This is a genomic window from Intrasporangium sp. (assembly GCF_040414665.1).
Taxonomy (GTDB): domain Bacteria; phylum Actinomycetota; class Actinomycetes; order Actinomycetales; family Dermatophilaceae; genus Intrasporangium.
On the sequence record NZ_JBEDUL010000005.1, the window covers coordinates 1 to 21161 of the forward strand.

The 21161-nt window shown below is 69.0% G+C and carries 21 protein-coding genes; 17 read left to right on the forward strand and 4 right to left on the reverse strand.

What is annotated here, in order from left to right; translation table 11 throughout:
* The 14 genes from ABF401_RS00540 to ABF401_RS00605 form a co-directional block, all read left to right on the forward strand.
* Positions 1-813: TauD/TfdA dioxygenase family protein (locus ABF401_RS00540; RefSeq protein ID WP_353507570.1), on the forward strand; the 813-nt coding region annotated here is incomplete at its 5' end.
* Positions 814-867: 54 nt separating this feature from the next.
* The gene (locus tag ABF401_RS00545) at positions 868-1920 is read left to right on the forward strand and encodes a beta-keto acid cleavage family enzyme (RefSeq protein WP_353507571.1); all 1053 of its coding nucleotides are present in this window, start codon (positions 868-870) and stop codon (positions 1918-1920) included.
* A 129-nt stretch (positions 1921-2049) separates the two neighbouring features.
* Complete coding sequence (locus ABF401_RS00550; RefSeq protein ID WP_353507572.1) at positions 2050-3372, forward strand: MFS transporter; 1323 nt, start codon at positions 2050-2052, stop codon at positions 3370-3372.
* Positions 3373-3461: 89 nt separating this feature from the next.
* Positions 3462-4061 (forward strand): RBBP9/YdeN family alpha/beta hydrolase, encoded by a 600-nt coding sequence (locus ABF401_RS00555; RefSeq protein ID WP_353507574.1) that lies wholly within the window; start codon positions 3462-3464, stop codon positions 4059-4061.
* Between the two features lie 259 nt (positions 4062-4320).
* Positions 4321-5871 carry a long-chain-fatty-acid--CoA ligase gene (locus tag ABF401_RS00560; protein ID WP_353507575.1) on the forward strand — a complete coding sequence of 517 codons (1551 nt, stop codon included), beginning with the start codon at positions 4321-4323 and terminating at the stop codon, positions 5869-5871.
* 4 nt (positions 5872-5875) lie between these two features.
* Entirely contained in the window at positions 5876-6916 is a 1041-nt protein-coding gene (locus tag ABF401_RS00565) for a YeiH family protein (protein ID WP_353507576.1), read from the forward strand.
* Positions 6917-6933: 17 nt separating this feature from the next.
* Positions 6934-8655: a PHA/PHB synthase family protein gene (locus ABF401_RS00570; RefSeq protein WP_353507577.1), complete on the forward strand. Its 1722-nt coding sequence runs from the start codon at positions 6934-6936 to the stop codon at positions 8653-8655.
* Complete coding sequence (locus ABF401_RS00575; RefSeq protein ID WP_353507578.1) at positions 8652-9446, forward strand: alpha/beta fold hydrolase; 795 nt, start codon at positions 8652-8654, stop codon at positions 9444-9446. The genes ABF401_RS00570 and ABF401_RS00575 overlap by 4 nt, the downstream gene beginning before the upstream one ends.
* Before the next feature lie 66 nt (positions 9447-9512).
* A complete protein-coding gene (locus ABF401_RS00580; RefSeq protein WP_353507579.1) occupies positions 9513-10682 on the forward strand; it encodes an acyl-CoA dehydrogenase family protein in 1170 nt (389 codons plus the stop codon).
* Between the two features lie 59 nt (positions 10683-10741).
* Positions 10742-10927, forward strand: a complete 186-nt coding sequence (locus ABF401_RS00585; RefSeq protein WP_353507592.1) for a (2Fe-2S)-binding protein — start codon at positions 10742-10744, stop codon at positions 10925-10927.
* Positions 10928-11133: 206 nt separating this feature from the next.
* Positions 11134-12450, forward strand: a complete 1317-nt coding sequence (locus tag ABF401_RS00590) for an ABC1 kinase family protein (RefSeq protein ID WP_353507580.1) — start codon at positions 11134-11136, stop codon at positions 12448-12450.
* A 178-nt stretch (positions 12451-12628) separates the two neighbouring features.
* A complete protein-coding gene (locus ABF401_RS00595; RefSeq protein WP_353507581.1) occupies positions 12629-12841 on the forward strand; it encodes a hypothetical protein in 213 nt (70 codons plus the stop codon).
* Positions 12838-13449 carry a cytochrome b N-terminal domain-containing protein gene (locus tag ABF401_RS00600; RefSeq protein ID WP_353507582.1) on the forward strand — a complete coding sequence of 204 codons (612 nt, stop codon included), beginning with the start codon at positions 12838-12840 and terminating at the stop codon, positions 13447-13449. The genes ABF401_RS00595 and ABF401_RS00600 overlap by 4 nt, the downstream gene beginning before the upstream one ends.
* On the forward strand, positions 13446-14444 hold the full coding sequence (locus tag ABF401_RS00605) for a hypothetical protein (RefSeq protein WP_353507583.1): 999 nt from the start codon (positions 13446-13448) through the stop codon (positions 14442-14444). The genes ABF401_RS00600 and ABF401_RS00605 overlap by 4 nt, the downstream gene beginning before the upstream one ends.
* A gap of 54 nt (positions 14445-14498) precedes the next feature.
* Here ABF401_RS00605 and ABF401_RS00610 read toward each other — a convergent pair whose 3' ends face one another.
* Positions 14499-15818: a YncE family protein gene (locus ABF401_RS00610; RefSeq protein WP_353507584.1), complete on the reverse strand. Its 1320-nt coding sequence runs from the start codon at positions 15816-15818 to the stop codon at positions 14499-14501.
* Positions 15815-16327, reverse strand: coding sequence for a polysaccharide deacetylase family protein (locus tag ABF401_RS00615; protein WP_353507585.1), 513 nt, complete (start codon positions 16325-16327; stop codon positions 15815-15817). Before ABF401_RS00615 ends, ABF401_RS00610 begins: the two co-directional genes overlap by 4 nt.
* A gap of 236 nt (positions 16328-16563) precedes the next feature.
* Here ABF401_RS00615 and ABF401_RS00620 point away from each other — a divergent pair, with 236 nt between their 5' ends.
* The 3 genes from ABF401_RS00620 to ABF401_RS00630 all read left to right on the forward strand — a co-directional run bounded on the left by ABF401_RS00620 (position 16564) and on the right by ABF401_RS00630 (position 18619).
* Complete coding sequence (locus ABF401_RS00620; RefSeq protein ID WP_353507586.1) at positions 16564-17052, forward strand: SGNH/GDSL hydrolase family protein; 489 nt, start codon at positions 16564-16566, stop codon at positions 17050-17052.
* Positions 17053-17363: 311 nt separating this feature from the next.
* Positions 17364-18254, forward strand: a complete 891-nt coding sequence (locus ABF401_RS00625; protein ID WP_353507587.1) for a Gfo/Idh/MocA family protein — start codon at positions 17364-17366, stop codon at positions 18252-18254.
* A 188-nt stretch (positions 18255-18442) separates the two neighbouring features.
* A complete protein-coding gene (locus ABF401_RS00630) occupies positions 18443-18619 on the forward strand; it encodes a hypothetical protein (RefSeq protein ID WP_353507588.1) in 177 nt (58 codons plus the stop codon).
* 21 nt (positions 18620-18640) lie between these two features.
* Here ABF401_RS00630 and ABF401_RS00635 read toward each other — a convergent pair whose 3' ends face one another.
* Entirely contained in the window at positions 18641-19399 is a 759-nt protein-coding gene (locus tag ABF401_RS00635; protein ID WP_353507590.1) for an SDR family NAD(P)-dependent oxidoreductase, read from the reverse strand.
* A 532-nt stretch (positions 19400-19931) separates the two neighbouring features.
* Positions 19932-20864 (reverse strand): acyltransferase domain-containing protein, encoded by a 933-nt coding sequence (locus tag ABF401_RS00640; protein ID WP_353507591.1) that lies wholly within the window; start codon positions 20862-20864, stop codon positions 19932-19934.
* Positions 20865-21161 lie beyond the last annotated feature (297 nt).

A 21161-nucleotide genomic window follows, 5' to 3' on the forward strand; every position in this document is an offset into this window, starting at 1 on the left:
GAGCTGCGCAACGTCAGCCTCGCCGACGCCGCCAACGACCCCCTCGTCTTCGCCGAGATCAGGGCTCTGCTCCTGCAGCACAAGGTGCTGTTCTTCCGCGACCAGGACATCACTCGCGCCGAGCACGTGGCACTCGCCGAGCGGTTCGGCCCGCTCGAGGACCACCCGGTCGCCGGCAGCGACCCCGAGCACCCGGGACTGGTGCGGATCTACAAGGACCTCGACAGCCCGGCTGAGCTCTACGAGAACGCGTTCCACTGCGACGCCACCTGGCGGCAGGCGCCTCCGATGGGTTCGGTCCTCCGCTGCGTGGAGGGCCCCGAGGTGGGCGGCGACACGATCTGGGTCGACATGGTCGAGGCCTACCGCCGGCTCCCCGAGCACATCAAGGAGCAGATCGCCGACCTGCGCGCCAGCCACAGCATCCAGTCGACCTTCGGCGCCAAGATGCCGCTCGAGCGGCGTCAGGCCCTGGCCGAGCAGTTCCCGGATGCCGAGCACCCCGTCGTGCGGACGCACCCCGAGACGGGCGAGAAGGTCCTGTTCGTCAACGCCTTCACGACGCACTTCGTCAACTACCACACCCCGGAGCGGGTTCGGTTCGGCTTCGACTACACCCCCGGGGGCAGTGAGCTGCTCAACTACCTGATCCGTCAGGCGTTCGTCCCGGAGTACCAGGTGCGTTGGCGCTGGACGAAGAACAGCTTCGCCATCTGGGACAACCGCAACACCCAGCACTACGCCGTCCAGGACTACTTCCCCGGCGTCCGAAAGATGGAGCGCGCCGGGATCATCGGCGAGCCGACCTTCTGACCTCATCGCGAACGACTCGACACCCAACCAACCCCTGAACGGAGAAACACCCCAATGCACTTCCACGACGACGCCCTGTTCCCCGAGGTCCAGGAGAAGCTGGTCATCACGGCAGCCCCGTACGGCCCCGAGTGGGAGCCGGACGACTTCCGCGAGGACCTTCCGCTCACCATGGACGAGCACGTCCAGGCCGCGGTCGACTGCTACAACGCCGGCGCCACGGTGCTGCACATCCACGTCCGCGAGCTCGACGGCAAGGGCTCCAAGCGGCTCTCGAAGTTCAACGAGCTCCTCGGCCGGCTCCGTGAGGCCGTGCCTGACATGATCCTCCAGGTCGGCGGTTCCATCTCCTTCGCCCCGGAGGGCGAGGGGGCCGAGGCCAAGTGGCTCAGCGACGACACCCGGCACATGCTGGCCGAGCTTGACCCGAAGCCGGACCAGGTGACGATCGCCATCAACACCAGCCAGATGAACATCGTCGAGCTGATGACCGAGGACGACATCGCCGGCACCTCCATCGCCCGGCCGGAGCTCTATGAGACCTACCGCGAGATGTATGTCCCGGCTGGCCCCGGCTGGGTCGTTGAGCACCTCAAGCGTCTGCAGGCCAACGGAATCCAGCCTCACTTCCAGCTCTCCAGCATCCCCCAGCTGGAGACGGTGGAGCGGCTCATCCGTCGCGGCCACTACACCGGCCCGCTCAACCTCACATGGGTGGCGATCGGCGGCGGCTTCGACGGCCCGAACCCGTACAACATGATGAACTTCATCAACCGGGTGCCGGACGGGGCCATTCTGACTCTGGAGACCCTGATGCGCAGCGTGCTGCCGGTCAACACCATGGCCATCGCGATGGGTCTGCACACGCGCTGCGGCAACGAGGACACGATCTGGTCCCGCAAGGGCGAGAAGATCACCTCGGTGCAGCAGGTCGAGCAGCTCGTCCGCCTCGCGAACGAGCTGGGTCGCGAGGTCGCCGACGGCAAGGAGGCCCGCGACATCTACCGCATCGGCCAGACCTACGACAGCGTCGACGAGACCTTGGCCCGCCTGGGCTACGCGCCCAACCGGCAGCCGGGCCAGATCGGTTTCACGTTCCACGCCTGAGGCCCGCCGCCTCCAACGGGCCCTTCACACGGTGCCCCCACCGACCCGTGGGGCGCGGGCTGCGACCCGCGCCCCACGTATCCGCGCACGAAGACGTACGCGGTCTTCCACTCACACCACTGGAGCATAATGTCAACGCAAGTCCGGGACGCCATCGCAACGAAGCGGCGTTCGCCCACCCTTGTCGCAGCACCCACCCGTTCGCGGGTGTTCCCGCTGCTCGTCTTCATCCTCACCTTCGGCCTGCTCCTGTCCGACTACATGTCGCGCCAGGTGCTCTCGGCGGTCTTCCCACTCCTCAAGGTCGAGTGGTCACTCACCGACACCCAGCTCGGCTCGCTGACCAGCATCGTGGCTCTCACCGTCGGCCTGCTGGCAGTGCCGCTGTCCCTCCTCGGCGACCGCTGGGGCCGATCCAAGGCCATCATCTCGATGGGCGCCCTGTGGAGCCTCGCGACGCTGGGCTGCGCCATCGCGGCCAACTACCAGCACATGATGCTGGCCCGATTCTTCATCGGCCTCGGTGAGGCGGCCTACGGCAGCGTCGGCCTCGCAGTCGTGCTCATGGTGTTCGCGCCCACCAAGCGAGCATCGCTGACCGGTGCGTTCATGGCCGGCGGCTCGTTCGGTTCGGTCCTCGGTGTCTTCCTCGGCGGCATCCTCGCCGTCCAGCTCGGCTGGCGCTGGTCGTTCGCCGTCATGGCGTTCGTCGGTCTCGTCCTCGTGGCGCTCTACTGGCTCTTCGTCAACGACCGCAAGCTCGCCGACCACCAGCACCCCGGCAACATCCCTGCCGAGCCGGTCGCGGCCGCGCCGCAGCGGGCGAAGCTGCGCACCCTGGTCTCCACCCCGGCGGTCATCTGCGCATACCTGGGCAGTGGACTGCAGCTCTTCGTCGTCGGGGCGCTCTTCGCCTGGATGCCCAGCTACCTGGGCCGCGCGTACCACCTGGCGCCGAACAAGGCTGCCATCGGCGCTGCTGCCTTCATCCTGCTCATGGGCGCCGGCATGATCCTCTGCGGCATGGTCACCGACCGGCTCACGAGGCACCGCCCGATCCGCAAGTGGACCTCCGCGTTGGTCTACGCCTCGCTGTCGCTCGTGCTGCTGCCTCTCGGCTTCGCCCAGGGCCCGGGCACCTTGCAGCTCGTGCTCATCGGTGCCGGCGCGTTCTTCGCGGCAGGCACCACCGGTCCGGCGGGCGCGATGGTCGCGAACCTGACCCCCGCGTCGATCCGCTCCACGGCCTTCGGGACGTTGACCCTGGCGAACAACCTGCTCGGCCTGGCCGCAGGCCCCTTGGTCGTCGGGATCCTCGCCGACCGGATGGGACTGGTCGGCGCGATGAAGATCGTCCCGTTCATCTCGGTCCTGGTCATCGTGGCGCTCGTCATCGGTCGCCGCGCCTACCCGAGCAGCATCCGCCGGGCCGGCGACATCGCCTCCGCCTGACCCGCACCAAACGGATCCGCACCCGTGGATCCGCCACCAACCCGGATTCACTACGATCCGGATCCGCAACAAACAGAAGGAGACCCGGCATGATGTTCCGGGAACCACACACCATCGTCATCGTGCCGGGTCTCCGCGGGCACGTCGAGGACCACTGGCAGACACTGCTCGCCGCCAAGCTGCCGAACGCGGTCGTCGTCCCCTCGTTCGGTCGGGACAAGCGCGACCTGGCCGGTCGGGTGACGGACCTCCACCGAGTCATCTCGGAGGCCGGCACGCCCGCGATCCTCGTGGCCCACAGCGCCGGCGTGCTGACCACGGTCCACTGGGCACAGCAGCACGACCTGCCGGTTCTGGGGGCGCTGCTCGCCACACCGCCAGACCTCGCTCAGCCTTTGGGGCCGCCCTACCCATCACTGAGCGAGCTGAAGGAGAGCGGCTGGCTGCCGATCCCGCTGACCCCGTTGCGGTTCCCCAGCATCGTCGCGGCCAGCACCAACGACGCGCTCGGCGACTTCGAGCGGGTCCGGGAAATGTCCGACGCGTGGGGAAGCCATTTCATCGACGTCGGGCCCGTCGGCCACCTCAACCCTGCCGCCGGGTTCGGGGAGTGGCTGGGGGCTGAGGCCCTGCTCGGTGTCCTGAGCGGCCAGGTCCCGGCCTCTGACGGCAGCGGCCGCGTCGCCTGAGGCGGCCCCTACCGACACGCTCGGCTCTCTTGAATTCGATTGAGTGCGTGTGCTGTCGACGATGTCCTCAAATGGATAGGACCTTGTCCCAATCCGTACAGCGCTCCATGGCCTTGACGACCAGACTTTGTATCAACAGCCCGTCGAGCCGTCGAAGGCAGACGGACCAGCCGAGCGATCTCGCGCCAGGACGTGGTCGCCGCCGGCGCGCCGCCCACGCTCGGCTCTCCTCCCATCACCAGCCACCAAGGATCTCAGCATGCTCAACCTCTCCGTCCTGCTCGAGGACAGCGCCCACCGCCACCCGGACCGCGATGCGGTCGTGCTGGGCGACGTCCGCCTCGACTACCGGACCGTGAACGCCCGCGCCAACCAGGTCGCCAACCTGCTCGTGGCCCGCGGCATCCGGCCCGGTGACAAGGTGGCGCTGTCCTGTCCCAACCTGCCCGACTTCCCGGCCGTCTACTACGGAATCCTCAAGGCGGGTGCAGTCGTCGTGCCGCTCAACGTGCTCCTGAAGGGGCGTGAGATCGCTTACCACCTCGACGACTCGGACGCGAGGGCGTACCTGTGCTTCGAGGGCACGTCTGAGCTCCCCATGGGTTCCGAGGGGTGGGCCGGCTTCAACCAGGCCGGCTCTTGCGAGACCTTCTTCATCATCACCGCCACGCCGGAGGCCGACTCGCCGATCGACGGCGCCGAGACACTGGGAGCGGCGCTGACCGGTCAGCCCGCGACCTTCGACACCGCCCTCACTGGGCCAACGGACACCGCCGTGATCCTCTACACGAGCGGGACGACCGGCCAGCCGAAGGGCGCGGAGCTGTCGCACGCCAACCTGCTGTTCAACGCCCTCACGTGCAACCGCCAGTTCGGCGCCGCCGAGCACGAGGTGCACCTCATCACGTTGCCGCTGTTCCACTCGTTCGGCTCGACGGTGCAGATGAACGCGGGTTTCGCCGTCGGCGCGACGCTGGTGCTGTTGCCGAGGTTCGACGCCGCGAAAGCCGTGGCGCTGCTGCAGAGCGAGAAGGTCACCTTCTTCGCCGGCGTGCCGACGATGTACTGGGGGCTGCTCGGGGCCCTCACCGACGACGTCGACGTCGACCTCATCGCCGCCAACCTCCGGATCGCCGTCTCGGGTGGCGCCAGCCTGCCCGTGGAGATCATCCGTCAGTTCAAGGACCGCTTCCACGTGCAGATCCTCGAGGGCTACGGACTCTCGGAGACGTCGCCGCTGGCAACCTTCGCCGATCGGCACCGCGCACCTCGGCCGGGCTCGATCGGCGTGCCGATCTGGGGTGTCGAGTGCCAGCTTGTCGACAAGGACTGGAACGTCGTCAAGGGCACGGACGCGGTCGGGGAGATCGCGATCCGTGGGCACAACGTCATGAAGGGCTATTACAACCGCCCCACGGCCACGGCCGAAGTCATGCGCGACGGGTGGTTCCGCACCGGCGACCTCGCCAGGCGCGACGAGGACGGCTTCTACTACATCGTCGACCGCGCCAAGGACATGATCATCCGCGGCGGCTTCAACGTGTACCCCCGTGAGATCGAGGAGGTGCTGATGACGCACCCTGACGTCTCGCTCGCGGCCGTCGTCGGCGTCCCCCACGACACGCACGGCGAGGAGGTCAAGGCGTTCGTCATCCGCGAGCCCGGGGCCGAGGTGTCCGCGCAGGAGCTGCTGTCCTGGGGCAAGGAGCAGATGGCCGCCTACAAGTACCCCCGCGTCGTCGAGTTCGTCAGCACTCTGCCGATGACGTCGACCGGCAAGATCCTCAAGCGCGAGCTGGCGGTGGGCTGATCCGATGACGACGACTACCGTCAGCGGGGAGGTGGAGGTCCTCGACCGTCCCCGACCGACCTGGCCCAACGCCGTGCGGGGCATCGCTGTCCTGGCCCTCGGACTCGGTGGGGCGATGATCGGTCACCGCCTCGTCCCCCAGGTCGGTGTCCTCACGTGGTCCATCGGCCTCGGCGTGGCCGCGGCAAACCTCGGGCTGCTTCCCCGGACGGGGACGCGTCAGCTCGGGCAGGTGACCAAGCGGCTGCTGCGCATCGGCGTCGTCCTGCTCGGGTTCTCGGTGTCCTTCGCCTCCATCAGCGCCCTCGGTCTGCCGGTGATCGCCGTCATCGCCGTGAGTCTGGTCGGGACCCTCGTCTTCACGACCTGGCTCGGGCGCCGGCTGGGCCTCAGCCCGGCCCGCAGCCTGCTCATCGGCACCGGCACCGCCATCTGCGGCGCCTCGGCGATCGCGGCAATGGAGGAGACCGCTGCCGGCGACGAAGAGGACGTGACCGTCGGGATCGCGATGGTGACGCTCTTCGGGACAGTGGCGCTGGTCCTGCTTCCGCTGCTTCAGGGACCCCTCGGACTCACCGGACTGCAGTTCGGCGAATGGGCGGGGGCGAGCGTCCACGAGGTGGGGCAGGTGGTGGCCGCCGCAAGTCCCGCCGGTGCTGCCATCGTCGCAGTTGCCGTCGTCGTCAAGCTCACCCGCGTCGTCATGCTCGCGCCGGTCGTGGCCGTCGTCAGCGTGCTGCAGCGGATCGCGTCACCGGCTCGCTCCAGCGTGGCCCGGCGTACGCCGCTGGTGCCGCTCTTCGTCCTGGGATTCCTCGCCTGTGTCGCGCTGCGAAGCACAGGGGTGATTCCCGAGGCCGTTCTCGGGGGGATAGCCCAGGTCCAGGTCGCTGCACTGGGTGCCGCCCTCTTCGGGATGGGCTGCAGCGTCAAGATCGCATCGCTCCTCCGCGGCAGCGGGGCCGCCATCGTCGTGTCAACCCTGGGAACCCTCTTCATCAGTGGAGTCTCCCTCGCCGGAATCCTTCTGGTCACCGGCCACTGAACTCAAGGTAGGAAGACATGCAGACACCAACCACGCCGCATCGCGGTGGAGCCGGTGCCGTTGTGGGCTCGAAGCGGGACCACACACCAGCGCATCGGCAGCGGACGAGGATGCACCTCGTCAGCGCTTCGTCACACGAGGAGCAGACGCCCGGCAACAGCGCCGGCGCCCTCGTCACCGCGTTGGCCCGGACGCCCGATCTCATCCACCGGAGCGGCTCGCTGGCCGTCGATGTCGCTGCGGCCGTGGCCGGCCGGTCGACGATCGAGCCGGAGAGGAGCGACCGGCGGTTCAGCGACCCCGCATGGTGCTCGCACCCGGTCTACCGCAGACTCAGCCAGGCATACCTGGCGGTCGAGCGGGCGATCGGCACAGCAGTCGAGGACGCTGACATCGACTGGCCCACCCGCGAGCGGGCCCGTTTCGCAGCCGGCATCCTTGCCACCGGCCTGTCCCCGACGAACACGCTCCTCGGCAACCCGACCGCGCTCAAGCGAGCCTTCGACACCTTCGGGATGAGCCTCGTCCGTGGCGGGCGCAACCTGGCAGCCGACGTCAGGCACAACCGGGGGATGCCGCGACAGGTGGACTCCGCGCCGTTCGTCGTCGGCGAGAACGTCGGTGCGACACCGGGCCAGGTTGTGTTCCGCAACGAGGTCCTGGAGGTCATCCAGTACGCGCCCACCACCGCGACGGTGCGCAGCGTGCCTCTTCTGGTCGTCTGGTCTGTCATCAACCGGCACTACATCCTGGATCTGGCCAAGGACCGCAGCTTCATCGAGTACGCCCTCGGCCAAGGCCTGCAGGTGTTCGTCACCAGCTGGCGCAATCCGGGCCCAGAGCACGGCGACTGGACGCTGGACACGTACGCGCAGACCTTGTTGGACGCCACGGACGCGATCCGTCAGATCACCGGTTCTGACCAGGTCGGCACGGTCGGTCTCTGCGCCGGCGGCCAGCTGCTTGCCGCCGTCATGGCGCACCTGCGCGCAACCGGTGACGAGCGCATTGCCTACGCAGGCTTCGGCGTCAGCCAGCTCGACCTGTCGATCCCCAACGTTGCGGGACTCGCACTGCACCCCACGCTGCACAGCGCGGCGAGGATGGGCACCGAGGCCACCAGGGTCGTCGACGGCCGGGCCATCGCCGCCATCTTCTCCTGGCTGCGGCCGAACGAGCTCGTGTGGAGCCCATGGGTCAACAACTACCTGTTGGGACAGGACCCGCCGCGGCACGACATCCTCGCCTGGAACAACGACACCACTCGACTCCCGGGCGCCCTTCAGCGCGACCTGCTGGACATCGCCATGAACAACCTCCTGGCAACGCCTGGCGGCCTCACCGTCCTGGGCACGCCGGTCGACTTGGGCGCCGTCAGCGTCGACACCTACGTCGTGGGCGCCGAGACCGACCACCTCGTCCCTTGGCAGGGCGCGTACCGCACCACCCAGCTCTTCGGCGGCCACTCCACCTTCGTCCTCTCGGGCGGTGGGCACATCCAGCACCTCGTCAACCCGCCTGGCAACCCGAAGGCGCACTTCCGGACCGGACCCGTCGCCGGTCGGGACGCGGACGGCTGGTTCGCGGGATCGGACAAGCACCAAGGCTCCTGGTGGTCGCACTGGGCCGAGTGGGCAACGGTGAGATCCGGCGGCGAGCGCCCGGCGCCGAAGAAACTTGGCAGCCGGCGCCACCGGCCGATGGAGCCGGCACCGGGTCGCTACGTGAGGGAGCGATGAGCACCGACACGTCCCACGTCATCGAGGGGCTCGCGACCCGGGTGCAGGTTCGTGGGGAAGGGCCGCCCCTGCTCCTCATCGGTGGGCTCTGGAGCCAGGTGCCGATGTGGGACGGCGTCCTGCCGTTTCTGCACGGGTTCCAAGTGATCGCCTTCGACCCGCCCGGCATTGGCAGCACCGCCATGCCGCAGCGGCCATACACCGTGCGGAGCCTCGCCCGCTTCGCATCCCGGGTGCTCGACGCCGTGGGTATCGAGCGCGCTCACATCCTGGGGGTGAGCCTCGGTGGGGTCGTCGCGCAGGAGCTGGCCAGGTCGTTCCCGGACCGCGTCGACCGGCTCGTCCTCGTCTCGACCGGACCCGGCAACATCGGCGTGCCGGGTCGGCCCGACATCCTGGCGCGGTTCGCGAGGCCGCGGACCTACTCCGACCTGCGAAGCCTCGAAGGGGAGGCCGGCCGGGTGTTCGGTGGGCGGCTACGCAAGCAGCCAGCGCTCGTGCACGAGATGAACCTCAGACCGCCCACTCACCTGAAGGCCTGGATGTTCCGACTCGCCGGGACCGCGGGATGGAGCAGTCTTCCCTGGCTGCACCGGCTGGGGGTCCAGACCCTCGTCCTGCACGGCGACGACGACCCCATCGTGCCGCTCGCGAACGCCCGTGTCATCGCCTGCCTGATCCCGAACGCACGCCTCGAGGTGGTCCAGAACGGAGGCCACCTGCTGCTCCTCGACAGCGCATCCGACGTGCTACCCGTCATCACCGACTTCCTCACCCAACCGACCCGCTGACCCTCCTTCGACACCCACCTGCGAAGCCGACCGGGCTCGCATCCATCGCCCAGAAAGGTGCCCACCATGAAGCCCAACGCCGACTTCGACCTGTTCCAGATCTCAGACGACCACGAGGCCCTCCGCGAGGCCGTCCGCGCGGTTGCCGAGGACAAGATCGCCCCATATGCCGCCGAGGTCGACCGCACCGCCTCGTTCCCGACCGCGGCCCACGACGCCCTTGTCGCGTCCGACTTCCACGCTCCGCATGTGCCGGAGGCGTACGACGGTGTCGGGGCAGACGCCGTGGCCTGCGCCATCGTCGTCGAGGAGGTCGCGCGGGTGTGCGCCTCCTCGTCCCTGATCCCCGGAGCCAACAAGCTGGGCAGCACGCCGCTGATCCTGGCCGGCTCCGAGGAGCTCAAGCTGAAGTACCTGCGCCCCTTGGCCAACGGCACCACGACGTTCTCCTACGCCCTGTCCGAGCGCGAGGCCGGCAGCGACACCGCCGCCATGCGGACCCGAGCGACGGCCGACGGCGACGACTGGGTGCTCAACGGCCAGAAGTCCTGGATCACCAATGCGGGCTTCTCCGAGTACTACACCGTCCTCGCCGTGACCGACCCCGACGGCAAGCGTGGCTCGAACGTCAGCGCCTTCGTGGTGGAGAAGTCCGACGCTGGCTTCTCCTTCGGTGAGAAGGAGAGGAAGCTCGGCATCAAGGGCTCCCCGACACGCGAGCTCCACTTCGACAGCGTGCGGATTCCGGGCGACCGGATCATCGGCGAACCCGGCGAAGGGCTGAAGATCGCCCTGCGCACGCTGGATCACACCCGCGTCACTGTCGGCGCGCAAGCGGTCGGGATCGCCCAAGGGGCCCTTGACTTCGCGCTCGACTACGTCAAGGAGCGTCAGCAGTTCGGCAAGCGGATCGCCGACTTCCAGGGCATCCAGTTCATGCTCGCGGACATGGCGATGTCGCTGGAAGCAGCACGCCACCTGGTGTACGTCGCGGCGGCCAAGTCCGAGCGCAACGACGCCGACCTGTCCTTCTTCAGCGCGGCTGCCAAGTGCTACGCCTCTGACATGGCCATGCAGGTCACCACGGATGCGGTGCAGCTGCTGGGCGGCTACGGCTTCACCGAGGACTTCCCGGTCGAGCGCATGATGCGCGACGCGAAGATCACCCAGATCTACGAAGGGACGAACCAGATTCAGCGCGTCGTCATGGGGCGCCACCTTCTCGAGGGGCGCTGAGGCGCACCCCACGGCCATCGCCCGACCGGAACCACAGCCGAGCAGGAGCACCCGAGATGATGATTTGTCACTGCAAGACCGTCACCCACCGATGCGTCGATCGCGCGGTCAGAGAGGGTGCGCGTACCTTGGCGCAGGTCTGTCGTGACACCGGCGCCGGCCAGGACTGCGGCGCCTGCGTGTTCTCGGTCAAGCGTGAAGTTCAGGCGAGCGCCCTCGCCTTGGGCGTCGCGGACTCGGCGTGAGGCCTGGCTCGGCACCCGGTGAACGCTGATCGCTGAGCGAGCTGAGCGGCATACGACCAGTTCCTCAACGGTGCAGCACGTGCCCACACACAACGATGCCGTATGCCGCTGGGCCCGCTCCCAGCCCCGGCGGTCGGCTCCGCTCCTCCCGCCCTCCTTGCGTGCACCCCGCCCGTGGATGACCGGCCTCGGTGGCACGATGAGGGATGGCCGACCTTCCGACCCGAGCGCTGACGAGGGGTTTTCGGCTGGCTGCGGTCCCGGCCGGGTTCGTGGGCCGTCGGGCCCTGGGTCTCGGCAAGCGGCTTGGTGGTCGGCCGGCTGAGGTGATCGCTGCGGAGGTGCAGGCGCGCACGGCTGAGCAGCTGTTCAGTGTCCTCGGGCAGCTCAAGGGCGGAGCGATGAAGGGTGGGCAGTGGCTCTCCGCGATGGAGGCGGCCCTGCCCGAGCAGCTCGCGGGACCGTATGGCGAGGCGCTGACCAAGCTGCAGGAGGCCGCGCCCGCCATGCCCGCGCGGACGGTCCACCACGTGCTTGCCGAACAGTTCGGCCACGAGTGGCGCAGCAGGTTTGTCGAGTTTGACGACGAGCCGTCAGCAGCGGCGAGTATTGGCCAGGTGCACCATGCGGTGTGGGGGGACGGCCGCCAGGTCGCTGTGAAGGTGCAGTACCCCCGCGCCGGGGAGGCACTCGCGGCCGACCTTCGGCAGTTGGACCGGCTCGTGCCGGTCCTGCACCTGGCAGCACCGGGCATCGATGCCGGGGACTTGTTCAGCGAGCTGACGGACCGGATCATGACCGAGGTCGACTACGAGCAGGAGGCCGATGCACAGGCGGCGTTCGCCGACGCCTTTCGCGACGACCCCGACTTCCGGGTGCCGGACGTGGTCGACGTCGCACCCCAGGTCCTCGTGTCCGAGTGGGTCGACGGCACGTCGGTGGCACGGATCGCCCGCCGGGGCACGAAGGCCGAACGTGACCGGGCTGGGATGCTGCTGTGCCGGTTCCTGCTGTCCAGTCCGCTGCGGGCCGGTCGGCTGCACGGCGACCCCCACCCGGGCAACTTCCGGCTCCTGCATGACGGGCGCCTCGCGGTCGTCGACTTCGGTTCGACCCTGGCGATGCCCGAAGGGTGGTCGCCCCGGCTGGCCGCCCTCCTGCGCGCTGGACGCGACCGGGACGCCGACCGGCTCATCGAGGTGGCGAGTGCGGCGGGGCTCGTTCGTCGCGGCGAGGTGACCAGCGAGGCGCTGCTCCACCTGGTGGAGCCGGAGCTTGAGCCGCTGCGAAACGAGCGGTTCACCTTCACCCGAGCCTGGCTGCGTGGCCTGACCGCGCGGTTCTCCGATCCTCGCTCGGCAAGCTCCCGCACCCAGCGCAGGCTCCACATCCCGGTCCGCTACCTGCTCGTTCAACGCGTCGCGGTCGGCACCACCGGAGTGCTGTGCCTCCTCGGTGCCTCGGTCCCGCTCTCGGCCGAAGCGGCCGCGTGGATCCCTGGCCTCGACCACGGCGAGGAATGAGCGGTCCGTCAAGCCCGCAGTCCGAGCTCGGCCCCGGGGCGCCAGGATCCCGGATTCTCACAGCCGATACCCCTTCTCGTACACAGCGTAGTAGTTCAGAATCGACGGCAACGACCGAATGATTCGCAGCGCGTGTCCGGGGCCACCTCCACTGCCCGATCTCGAAAGGACGCGTCACATGGGGTCCCTCGTGGCAGCAGAGGGGGGTGCCGGGGCGTACCTCGACTGGGGCGTCGTCCACATCTCCATCGCCAACCTGCTCATCATCGTGCTCATGATCGTCGTGTTCTTCGCGGCGCTGCTCATCCCCTTCCCGAAGCCGCCGAGCGAGCCGGCGACCGATCCACCGGGCGCCGCCGCCCCGAACGACCGAACGGGACCGGACCGATGACCTCCACGACCTGGACCGAGCGCCTCCGGGCGCGCATAGAACACACCGTCCCACCAGGTGAGGCGCTTCCTGACCACCAGCCGGCCTACGTCTCGTCGTGGATCTACGTGTTCGGGGTGCTCACGCTCGCGGCATTCGTCGTCATCGTCGTCACGGGGTGCGTGCTGAGCCTCGGTGGTGTCGACTGGTGGCACACGTCGACCACCGGCCACTACGTCAACAGCTTGCACCTCTGGTCGGTCGAGCTGTTCTTCTTCTTCATGGTCATCCACCTGTGGGGCAAGTTCTGGATGGCGGCCTGGCGCGGCGGACGTGCCCTGACGTGGGTCACCGGGGTCGTGGCGTTCCTCGCCTCGATCGGCACGGCGTTCACCGGCTACCTGATCCAGACCAATTTCGACAGCCAGTGGATCAGCACCCAGGCGAAGGACGGGCTCAACTCGGTCGGGATCGGGGCCTACTTCAACGTGCTCAACACCGCCCAGATGGTGCTCTTCCACGTCGTCCTGCTGCCGATTGCCGTCGGCCTCATCACCGTGGCGCACGTGATCCTCGTGCGGCGCAAGGGCGTCGTGCCCCCGATCGACGCGCAGGAGCCGGTCGCATGAGCACGCGCGCGCGACGTCGTCCGGCCGCCCTCACACCCGACTCGCACACCTTCCCGACGCGGCGCTATGACCTGGTCAAGGAGTTCGTCCTCGCACTGGTCGGCGTCGTCGTGCTCACCCTCGGCCTCGCCATCGTCTTCGGATCACCCGACGAGAGGGCAATCTCCTTGCAGGACTGGGCCAAGGCGGCACCGAACGATGTCGTCGCAACGGCCGCCGCTGAGCTGTCCGGTGACAGCGGCACGGCCGGCTACGGGCCGCCCTACAACGACGCCTCCGAAGGGCAGAAGCTCCTGGGCATCCCGCTGCAGAAGTGGGCTGGGGTCACCTACCCGATCGACGCGGCGAATGACTTCGTGATCAACCCGCTCAAGGCCGTTCAGGGCGGCGATCCGGCGCTCGGCCTGGCCCTGAACGTGTGGGCCAAGGCGTCCGCCGACCGGCAGGCCACCTGGTCAGGCAACTACCTCAACGCACTGGGCAACGCCGAGAACGATCCCGCCAACGTGGCGCAGGGCGACTACGGCCCCGTGCCCGCGTTGTCGACCGCCTACGAACGCCTCGCCGCAACGGGCGGCCTGGAGCAGCTCATCAGCCAGAACTCCTTCTACGGCGGCGATCCCACGCGCCGGCTGCTCCTCCTCGCCGACGGGACCTACCTCGAGGACCAGGCGCGGGCGCGCAGCCTCGGCGGTGACCAGTGGGGGATGATGAACGAGACCGGCAACTATCCGGGCCAGCCGTGGCTGTGGCTCTACACGTTCTGGTACCAGGTCCCACCGTTCAGCACGTCCGACAACGCGGACGCCCTCGTGTGGGGCCTGATGATGCTCCTCAGCCTGGCGCTCCTGCTGCTGCCCTTCATCCCCGGGCTCCGTGACATCCCGAAGGTCATTCCGATCCACCGACTCATCTGGCGCGACTGGTACCGCCAGGAGCGCGAGGCTGTCGGGACCAGACCGCCGCCGCCTTCCGACGCCACGATCGAAACATGACAGGTGCAGGCTGATCATGGCCTCGGTATCGGCTCGCGGAAGGTGGCCCACTGGTCAACGCATGTTGCCGGTGTGGCCGAGGGAGAAACGCCCCGGCTGGGGCCACACGAGCAGGCCGTGCGGGCCGGGCCTGACCGGAATCCGGTGGGTCACGCGCCCGGTCGTCGTGTCGACGACGTAGACCGTCGAGTTGTACCGACCGGAGAGCCACAGCTCATGCCCGTCGGCCGTGACGCCGCCCATGTCCGGTGAACCGCCTCCGGGGATGCGCCATTTCGCGACCGGCCGGACGGTGCTGCCGTCGAGGACGGAGATGCTGCCTTCGTCGCGGTTGCTGACGAAGATCCGGCTGGCGTCGCGGGACAGGTAGATGCCATGCGCACCCCGGCCCGTCGGCACGAAGCGGGCGACCTGGAACGTGTGCGCGTCGATGACCCAGACGCCGTTGCGCAGCATGTCGGCGACGAGCAGCCAGCGGCCGTCGGGGGAGAGGCGGACGTCCTGCGGCATGGAGCTCGTCCGCGGCCCGAGATTCGCGGCGGGGCCGCCCATCCGCATCGCCCGGGCCGGAGGGGTCGCGCCCGGCGTGCGGATCCGGTTGAGGTCAACCATCCGGATGACCCGGGTGGCCGTGGTGTCGACGACAGCGAGCTTCCCGCTGAACTCGCAGCTGACGAGCAGCGTGGACAGGTCGGCGGTGTAGTCGGCGTGGTTGATCCCGGCGCACGGGATGTGAAGCGATCGCACCAGCGCCATCGTGTGGGCGTCGCGGACGTCGACACGCTTGAGGCGTTCGGCCATGACGAGGGCGTACCGGCCGTCGGGGGTGAAGTAGAGGTTGTAGGGATCGCGGACGGGCCGTGCGCGACCGGGACGGCCAGTGCGGGGGTCGATGGGCAGCATCGAGTTGCCGGCGTCACTGTTGACCCAGAGGGTGCGCAGGTCGTGGGACGGGACGACGTGCTCGGGTGAGGCGGGCACGCGGTAGGTGGCGATGACGGCATGCCTCGTCGGGTCGATGATCTGGACGGTGCCCGCCAGCTGGTTCGGCACGTAGACGAGCGTCCGGGCGTGCCGCGCCTCGGCCGACAGGGCGCCGGGACCGTCGAAGGCGTACGGCCCGGGCAGCGTCGCCCCGACGTCGTTGAGGGCGGTGCTCGGAGCGGGCGGGTTCGGGGTCGGGGTGCCAGGGGTGCTCGTCACCGCCGCGACGGGCACCGAGGACGTACCCGGGCCTGGGGCGTCGAGCTGGCTGCAGGCGCCGAGCAGGCCAAACGCGGCCAAGATCGTCGGCGCAATGGCGACGGCTCGCGCGCGGGCCGTCCGTGGGCGACGCGCTGGGACGGCTGCAGGATGAGGAAGGGTTCTTCTCATGTCACTCCGTCCAGCAGAACGGTGACTGCGGTAAGGCTCCGCTGGTGCAGGGCGTCGAGGATGCCTGGGAGTGCGGCGACCGTTCCGACGTGCCCGAGGTGGAGGCGGACGATGCTCCTGCCATGGATGGCCGTCAGGGTCCGGTCGCGGACGGCGGCGGTGCCGGAGTCGAGGTCGTCGTCTGACGTCGATCTTCTGCTCATGGCTGCCTTTTCGGTGTTATCCAGGCCGACCAGGCTGCGTGCGCTGAGGACGCCGGCCATGTGCACTGACCCTCCGGCGAAGACGACAGAGGCGGCCACATCAGTGATGTCGTGGGCCCCGAGGAAGAGGCGCGAGGCGCCGACCAGCGGCAAACCGAGCGCCCATACCAGTGTGCCTTGTCGTCCGGAGAGCATCACGGTGGCGGCGATCGCGAAGACCACGTGTGCGCGAACGCCGCGTGGCCGCGAAGGGTGCAGACTCCCGAGTTCGCCGTGGGTGGATGACAGCGCCAAGACGATTGGCATGCGGGTATGGGCACCTGCCGTAGGCGGGCTCGCCACGGCTTCGTTCTCACCGCGAGCCTGCTCCTCGTCGGGGCCTGCTCATCTGCCCCGTCGGCCTCAACCAGCCCCTCGTCCGGAGTAGCGTCCGGAGCTTCAGCCCTGGCGTCGACGTCCTCGCCAGGTTCTGCGCCGCCCCCGGCGCACATCGGGCCTTGGTCGCTCGTCGCCTTGGGGCACTCGGTCCCTGCGGGGGATGGGTGCGACTGCACCCCGTACCCGGCGCTCACGGCCACCATGCTCGGCGTACCCGGCGTACCCGGCGTACCCGGCCAACCCGGCGTGACCGCGTCCAACGATGCGGTGGGGGCTACACGACCTCCGGCGTGCTCACCCAGCTCGACGACCCGAAGGTCTCCTCGCGTGTCGCACAGGCCGACGTGGTGGAGGTCGAGGTCGGCGCCAATGATGTCGGATACGACCCGAGCTGCGGGCCGTCGGTCGGCTGTTACGAGCCGACGATCCCGACGCTCGAGCACAACCTCGGCGCGATCGTCGCCCGGGTGCGCGACCTCACCCAAGGACGCCGCGTCCTGCTCGTCCTGGTCGACTACTGGAGCGTGTGGCTCGGCGGGCAATACGCCCAGGCCCAGGGGACGGCCTGCGTCGAGGGGGCCGCCGAGATCACGGATCAGGTGAACGCGGTGATCAAGGACGCCGCTGCGAGGACCGGGGCCGCGTACGTGTGATCGACACCGGGGCCCTCCCACGGCCGGCGACGTGGCGGCGTCGAGGTGACCTGCACGCTGTACCCCCGGCCCCGGAGGGGGACCCATGGGGAAGGCGGATCCACAGCATCCGAGCCCCATGGTGGCTTCGCCGTTGCTGCCGGTCGTCACCCTTGGAGGAGGCAAGGCGGTACACAGAGCGTGTTGGCGAGAGCTCCTCACGTCGCGTCATCGGTGGCTGGTTCCCGTCCAGAGACGGACAGTTGTTGCACGGCCCGTCGACGTCCCGATTGACGGCTCAGGGCGGGTCGGTCTCGGGGTACCGTGCCGGCATGAGGTTCGGTCTGGTCGGCACGGGGCCTTGGGCGACGCTGACGCACGGCCCGGGGCTTGCCGCGGCACATGGAGTCGAGCTGGTAGGTGTCTGGGGCCGGACTCGTGAGAAGGCCGAGGGCCTGTCGCGGACTTTGGGTGTGACGGCATACGGCGATTACGACGGGCTTCTTTCGGACGTGGAGGCGGTGGCGTACGCGGTTCCGCCTGACGTGCAGGCCGACCTGGCGTTGGTTGCCGCACGGGCCGGCAAGCACCTGCTGCTGGACAAGCCGGTCGCCGTGGACGTCGACGCGGCGCGAGCAGTGCGCGACGCCGCCGTCGACGCCGGGGTGGCGTCGGTGGTCTTCTTCACCGACCGGTTCATCGACCGGTCGCGCACATGGTTCAGCCATCTGGCCAATACGGGCGGCTGGCGTGGCGGGTGGCTGCGATGGTTCAGCTCCCTGCAGCAGGCTGACAACCCCTTCGGCGCCTCGTCTTGGCGTCAGGAGCGGGGTGCTCTGTGGGACACCGGTCCTCATGCGTTGTCGACGCTGGGTGCCGCCCTGGGACCGGTCACATCAATCACGGCCGTGGGTGGCGAAGGTGACATGGTCACGCTGGTGCTCCGACATGAGTCGGGTGCATCGAGCACTGTGATGTTGTCGCTGTTCGCGCCCCCGGCCGCGGCGGGCTTCGAGCTAGCGGTATGGGGTGAGTCCGGGCTGCTCCACATGCCTCCTCGAACGGACGAGAGCTTCATCCAGCCCTTCGCAACCGCCGCCGAGGATCTGGTTGCATCGGCGGTCGGTGGCGAGCCGCATGAGGTGGATCTCGCTTTCGGGACCCGCATCGTCGAACTGCTCGCAGACGCCCAGGCACAGTTGGACGCCCGCCCGGCTGGATAGACCGGATGCCTGCGTAATCCGGACCACGCCAGCCCGGCAACAGAGTCGAACTCGCGACGGCGGAGAACAGCTCGGTCACCGTTCTCGGCGGCAACGTTCCGATGACACGGTCAAGCGCCTTCGCGCACGAGGTTGGGCGGGGTTGCCCGAGCTCGCGGCCCCACGTTGAGCAGTGGCGAGGCGGTCGGATGCCCGTGGCCACTGGCTGCGCCCTGGGCTCACTGATCCGACTCGGGTACTTCGGCTCCGCCTTCGCCGATCCGAGTGGCGGCGTGCACGGCGTGGCCGGCATGGACGCCGCCCGCGCCGCGCTGGCCCACCGTCGACTGGGCTCGGTGGGCCGGTTGGCGTGCAGACGGCGGTGAGCCGCGAGGGAGGGCAGCCCGTCAGACGGCCGGACGGGACAGCAGCAACCCGCCATCCACCGGGAGCACGTGCCCGGTGATCCAGGATGCGTCGGCCGAGGCGAGGAACGCGACGGCAGCCGCCACGTCGTCGGGCTCGCCGACCCGGCCCAGCGGATACAGGGGCAGCATTCGCTCGGGTCCGCCCTCCTGCCCGTCCCAGACCCGGGTCCTGATGGTGCCGGGGGCGACGGCGTTCACTCGCACCCCATCGGCCGCCAGGTAGCGCGCGAGGTTCGCCGTGAGCGAGCTCACCCCGCCCTTCGCGGCCGAGTAGGGCTCGCTGCCCAGGGCGGCCAGGCCGTTGACCGAGCTGATCGTCACGATGGCTGGGCTCTGGCGGCTGTCACGCAGGAAGGGGATCGCGGCCCGGCAGACTCGTGCCACCCCGACCAGGTTGAGCTCGAGGAGGGCCGACCAGAAGTCGTCGTCGATGTCCTCGAAGGCCCCGTGCGAGAGGTCGCCACCAGCGACGTTGACGACGACGTCCAGCCCGCCGAGCCCGGCGGCCGCCCGCGTGACCGCGTCGTCCACGGAGAACCGGTTGGTGACGTCCATCTTGAGCGCCAGCCGGTCGGCCGACCCGGGCAGGGCGGCGGCGGCGTCACGGGCCGCGTCCACGTCCAGGTCGGTGACGACCACGCGGGCCCCCTCCGCCGCGAGCCTGCCGGCACACGCCCGACCGATGCCGTGACCCGCACCGGTGACGAGGGCGGTCGCCCCTTCGAAACGTCCTGGCATCGCCCGATACCCCTCTCGCTGATGGTGGCCCGAGTGCGACTACATCTACCGGATCGCGTGGCCGTAAACCATCAACGCTCGCCGACGGTCTTCCGCGCGTCCGGCGCGTCCACGGCGTGGTCTGCCCTTCGTGATCCGCTCCTCACCCAGCTTCTTGGGTTCCGCCCTCAGCCAGACGGCACGCAGGTTCTCGACCTGCTCGCGTGGAGCGCCGGCATCCGTGTACACGCCGTGGGCAAGCCGATTGAGGGGTCCGGCTTTGGAGTTGCGACCGATCGAGTCGGGTGATCCCGGACATGCTGGCTTGAGCCGATGACACCATGCGCCACTCGAAGGCGGTGACCTCGGCACGTGCGACGAGGGCGAGCTTCGACTCCATGCTTCGGATGTATCAACCACGTGGATACGTTTCAAGCGACGCACGGACTCCAGCGAGGCGGCGGTCGCCAGCCCTTGGCATGCCGGGCTCCTGTAGACCGAGACTGGGGCGCCGCCCTCCGGCTGCAACGGCACGGATTCGCCGCTCGGGATCTCAGGGCGAGAACCATCCGGTTCGTGCGTACCAGGTGCCACCGGCGCGAAGGTGCTGGACGAAGCCGCGCTCCAGACTGGTGCGCTGCGGGAGATCCTCGAGGTCGACCTGACCGGCGCGGCCGAAGACGAATTCCTGCATCGACACAGACGCCTCCCGGCCGGGGCCGACGATGTCGAAGCGGTCCTGGAAGCGGATGATGTTGGAACTGGACGGCAGGTAGTCCCGCAGCTGTGGGTCCATCAGCCACGAGACGCAGACGAACGCGCGGGGCCGCTCGTCCGGAAACCAGGCGGCGAACCGGTCGATGGCCTGGGCGTAGGCGGCTTCGCAGAGCCCGGGGTCGAGCGGCCCCGTCTCGGGGATGTGTACGTTCAGCATCACGTCATCCTCAGTCAGCTCCCCGGTGGCCGCGACCACGGCGGCATGGTCCTCGGGCGGCGCGATGCCTCGGATCCGCTCGAACTGAAGCCTCCCGAGTGAGTAGATCAGCCCCCGCAGGTGGTTGCTCAGCCAGCGCAGCTCGGAAAAGCCGGGACGACCGTGCAGTCGCTCGTACCGTGCGACGTGCCGGGGAAGGTCGGACAGCGTGTCCCAAGTGACGTACTCGGGCACTCCGCGCTCGGCGTGGTAGGCGAGGAGAGAGGGGACGCAGGCCAGCAAGGCCAGGACGTCGCCGTACAACCGGGTCGGCCCCGACGCGGGGTCCTGCGGCACGCCAGACGGCACCTCGGCGCCGATAACGCCGAGACCCGCCCCAACGTGGGCCGCAGTGTCGAGAATGCTCTGCCGCAGAGACGCCGGTGCCATGGCGAAGCCCGCACGAGCCTCGACGATGGCGGCGCGGACCTGGTCGGGCGCCCGCATCGCCGCGGCCCAACGCAGCACATCATCCTCCGATGGCACCACCGGTGCGGCGGTGGGGGTCTGCATGTCGAAGCACTCCTCTCCTGGGTCGCTACCAGCGGCTCGGTGTCAGCCCCTGGGCCACACCAGCGACGACCGAGAGTAGCCCCAGACCTTCACCTGCGGAGGCGAGCGTCGGACCCCGAACCTTCGCGATACGAGTCACTCTGCGCGTCTGCACCCGCTACCACTCGGCGAAGTGGAAGACGCAGCATCCACGTCGCCGCGGACGACGGGCCGCGCGGAGCCTGTGAGGGAAGTGATGAGTGCGCCGCCAGGGACTCGAACCCCGAACCCAGTGATTAAGAGTCACTTGCTCTGCCA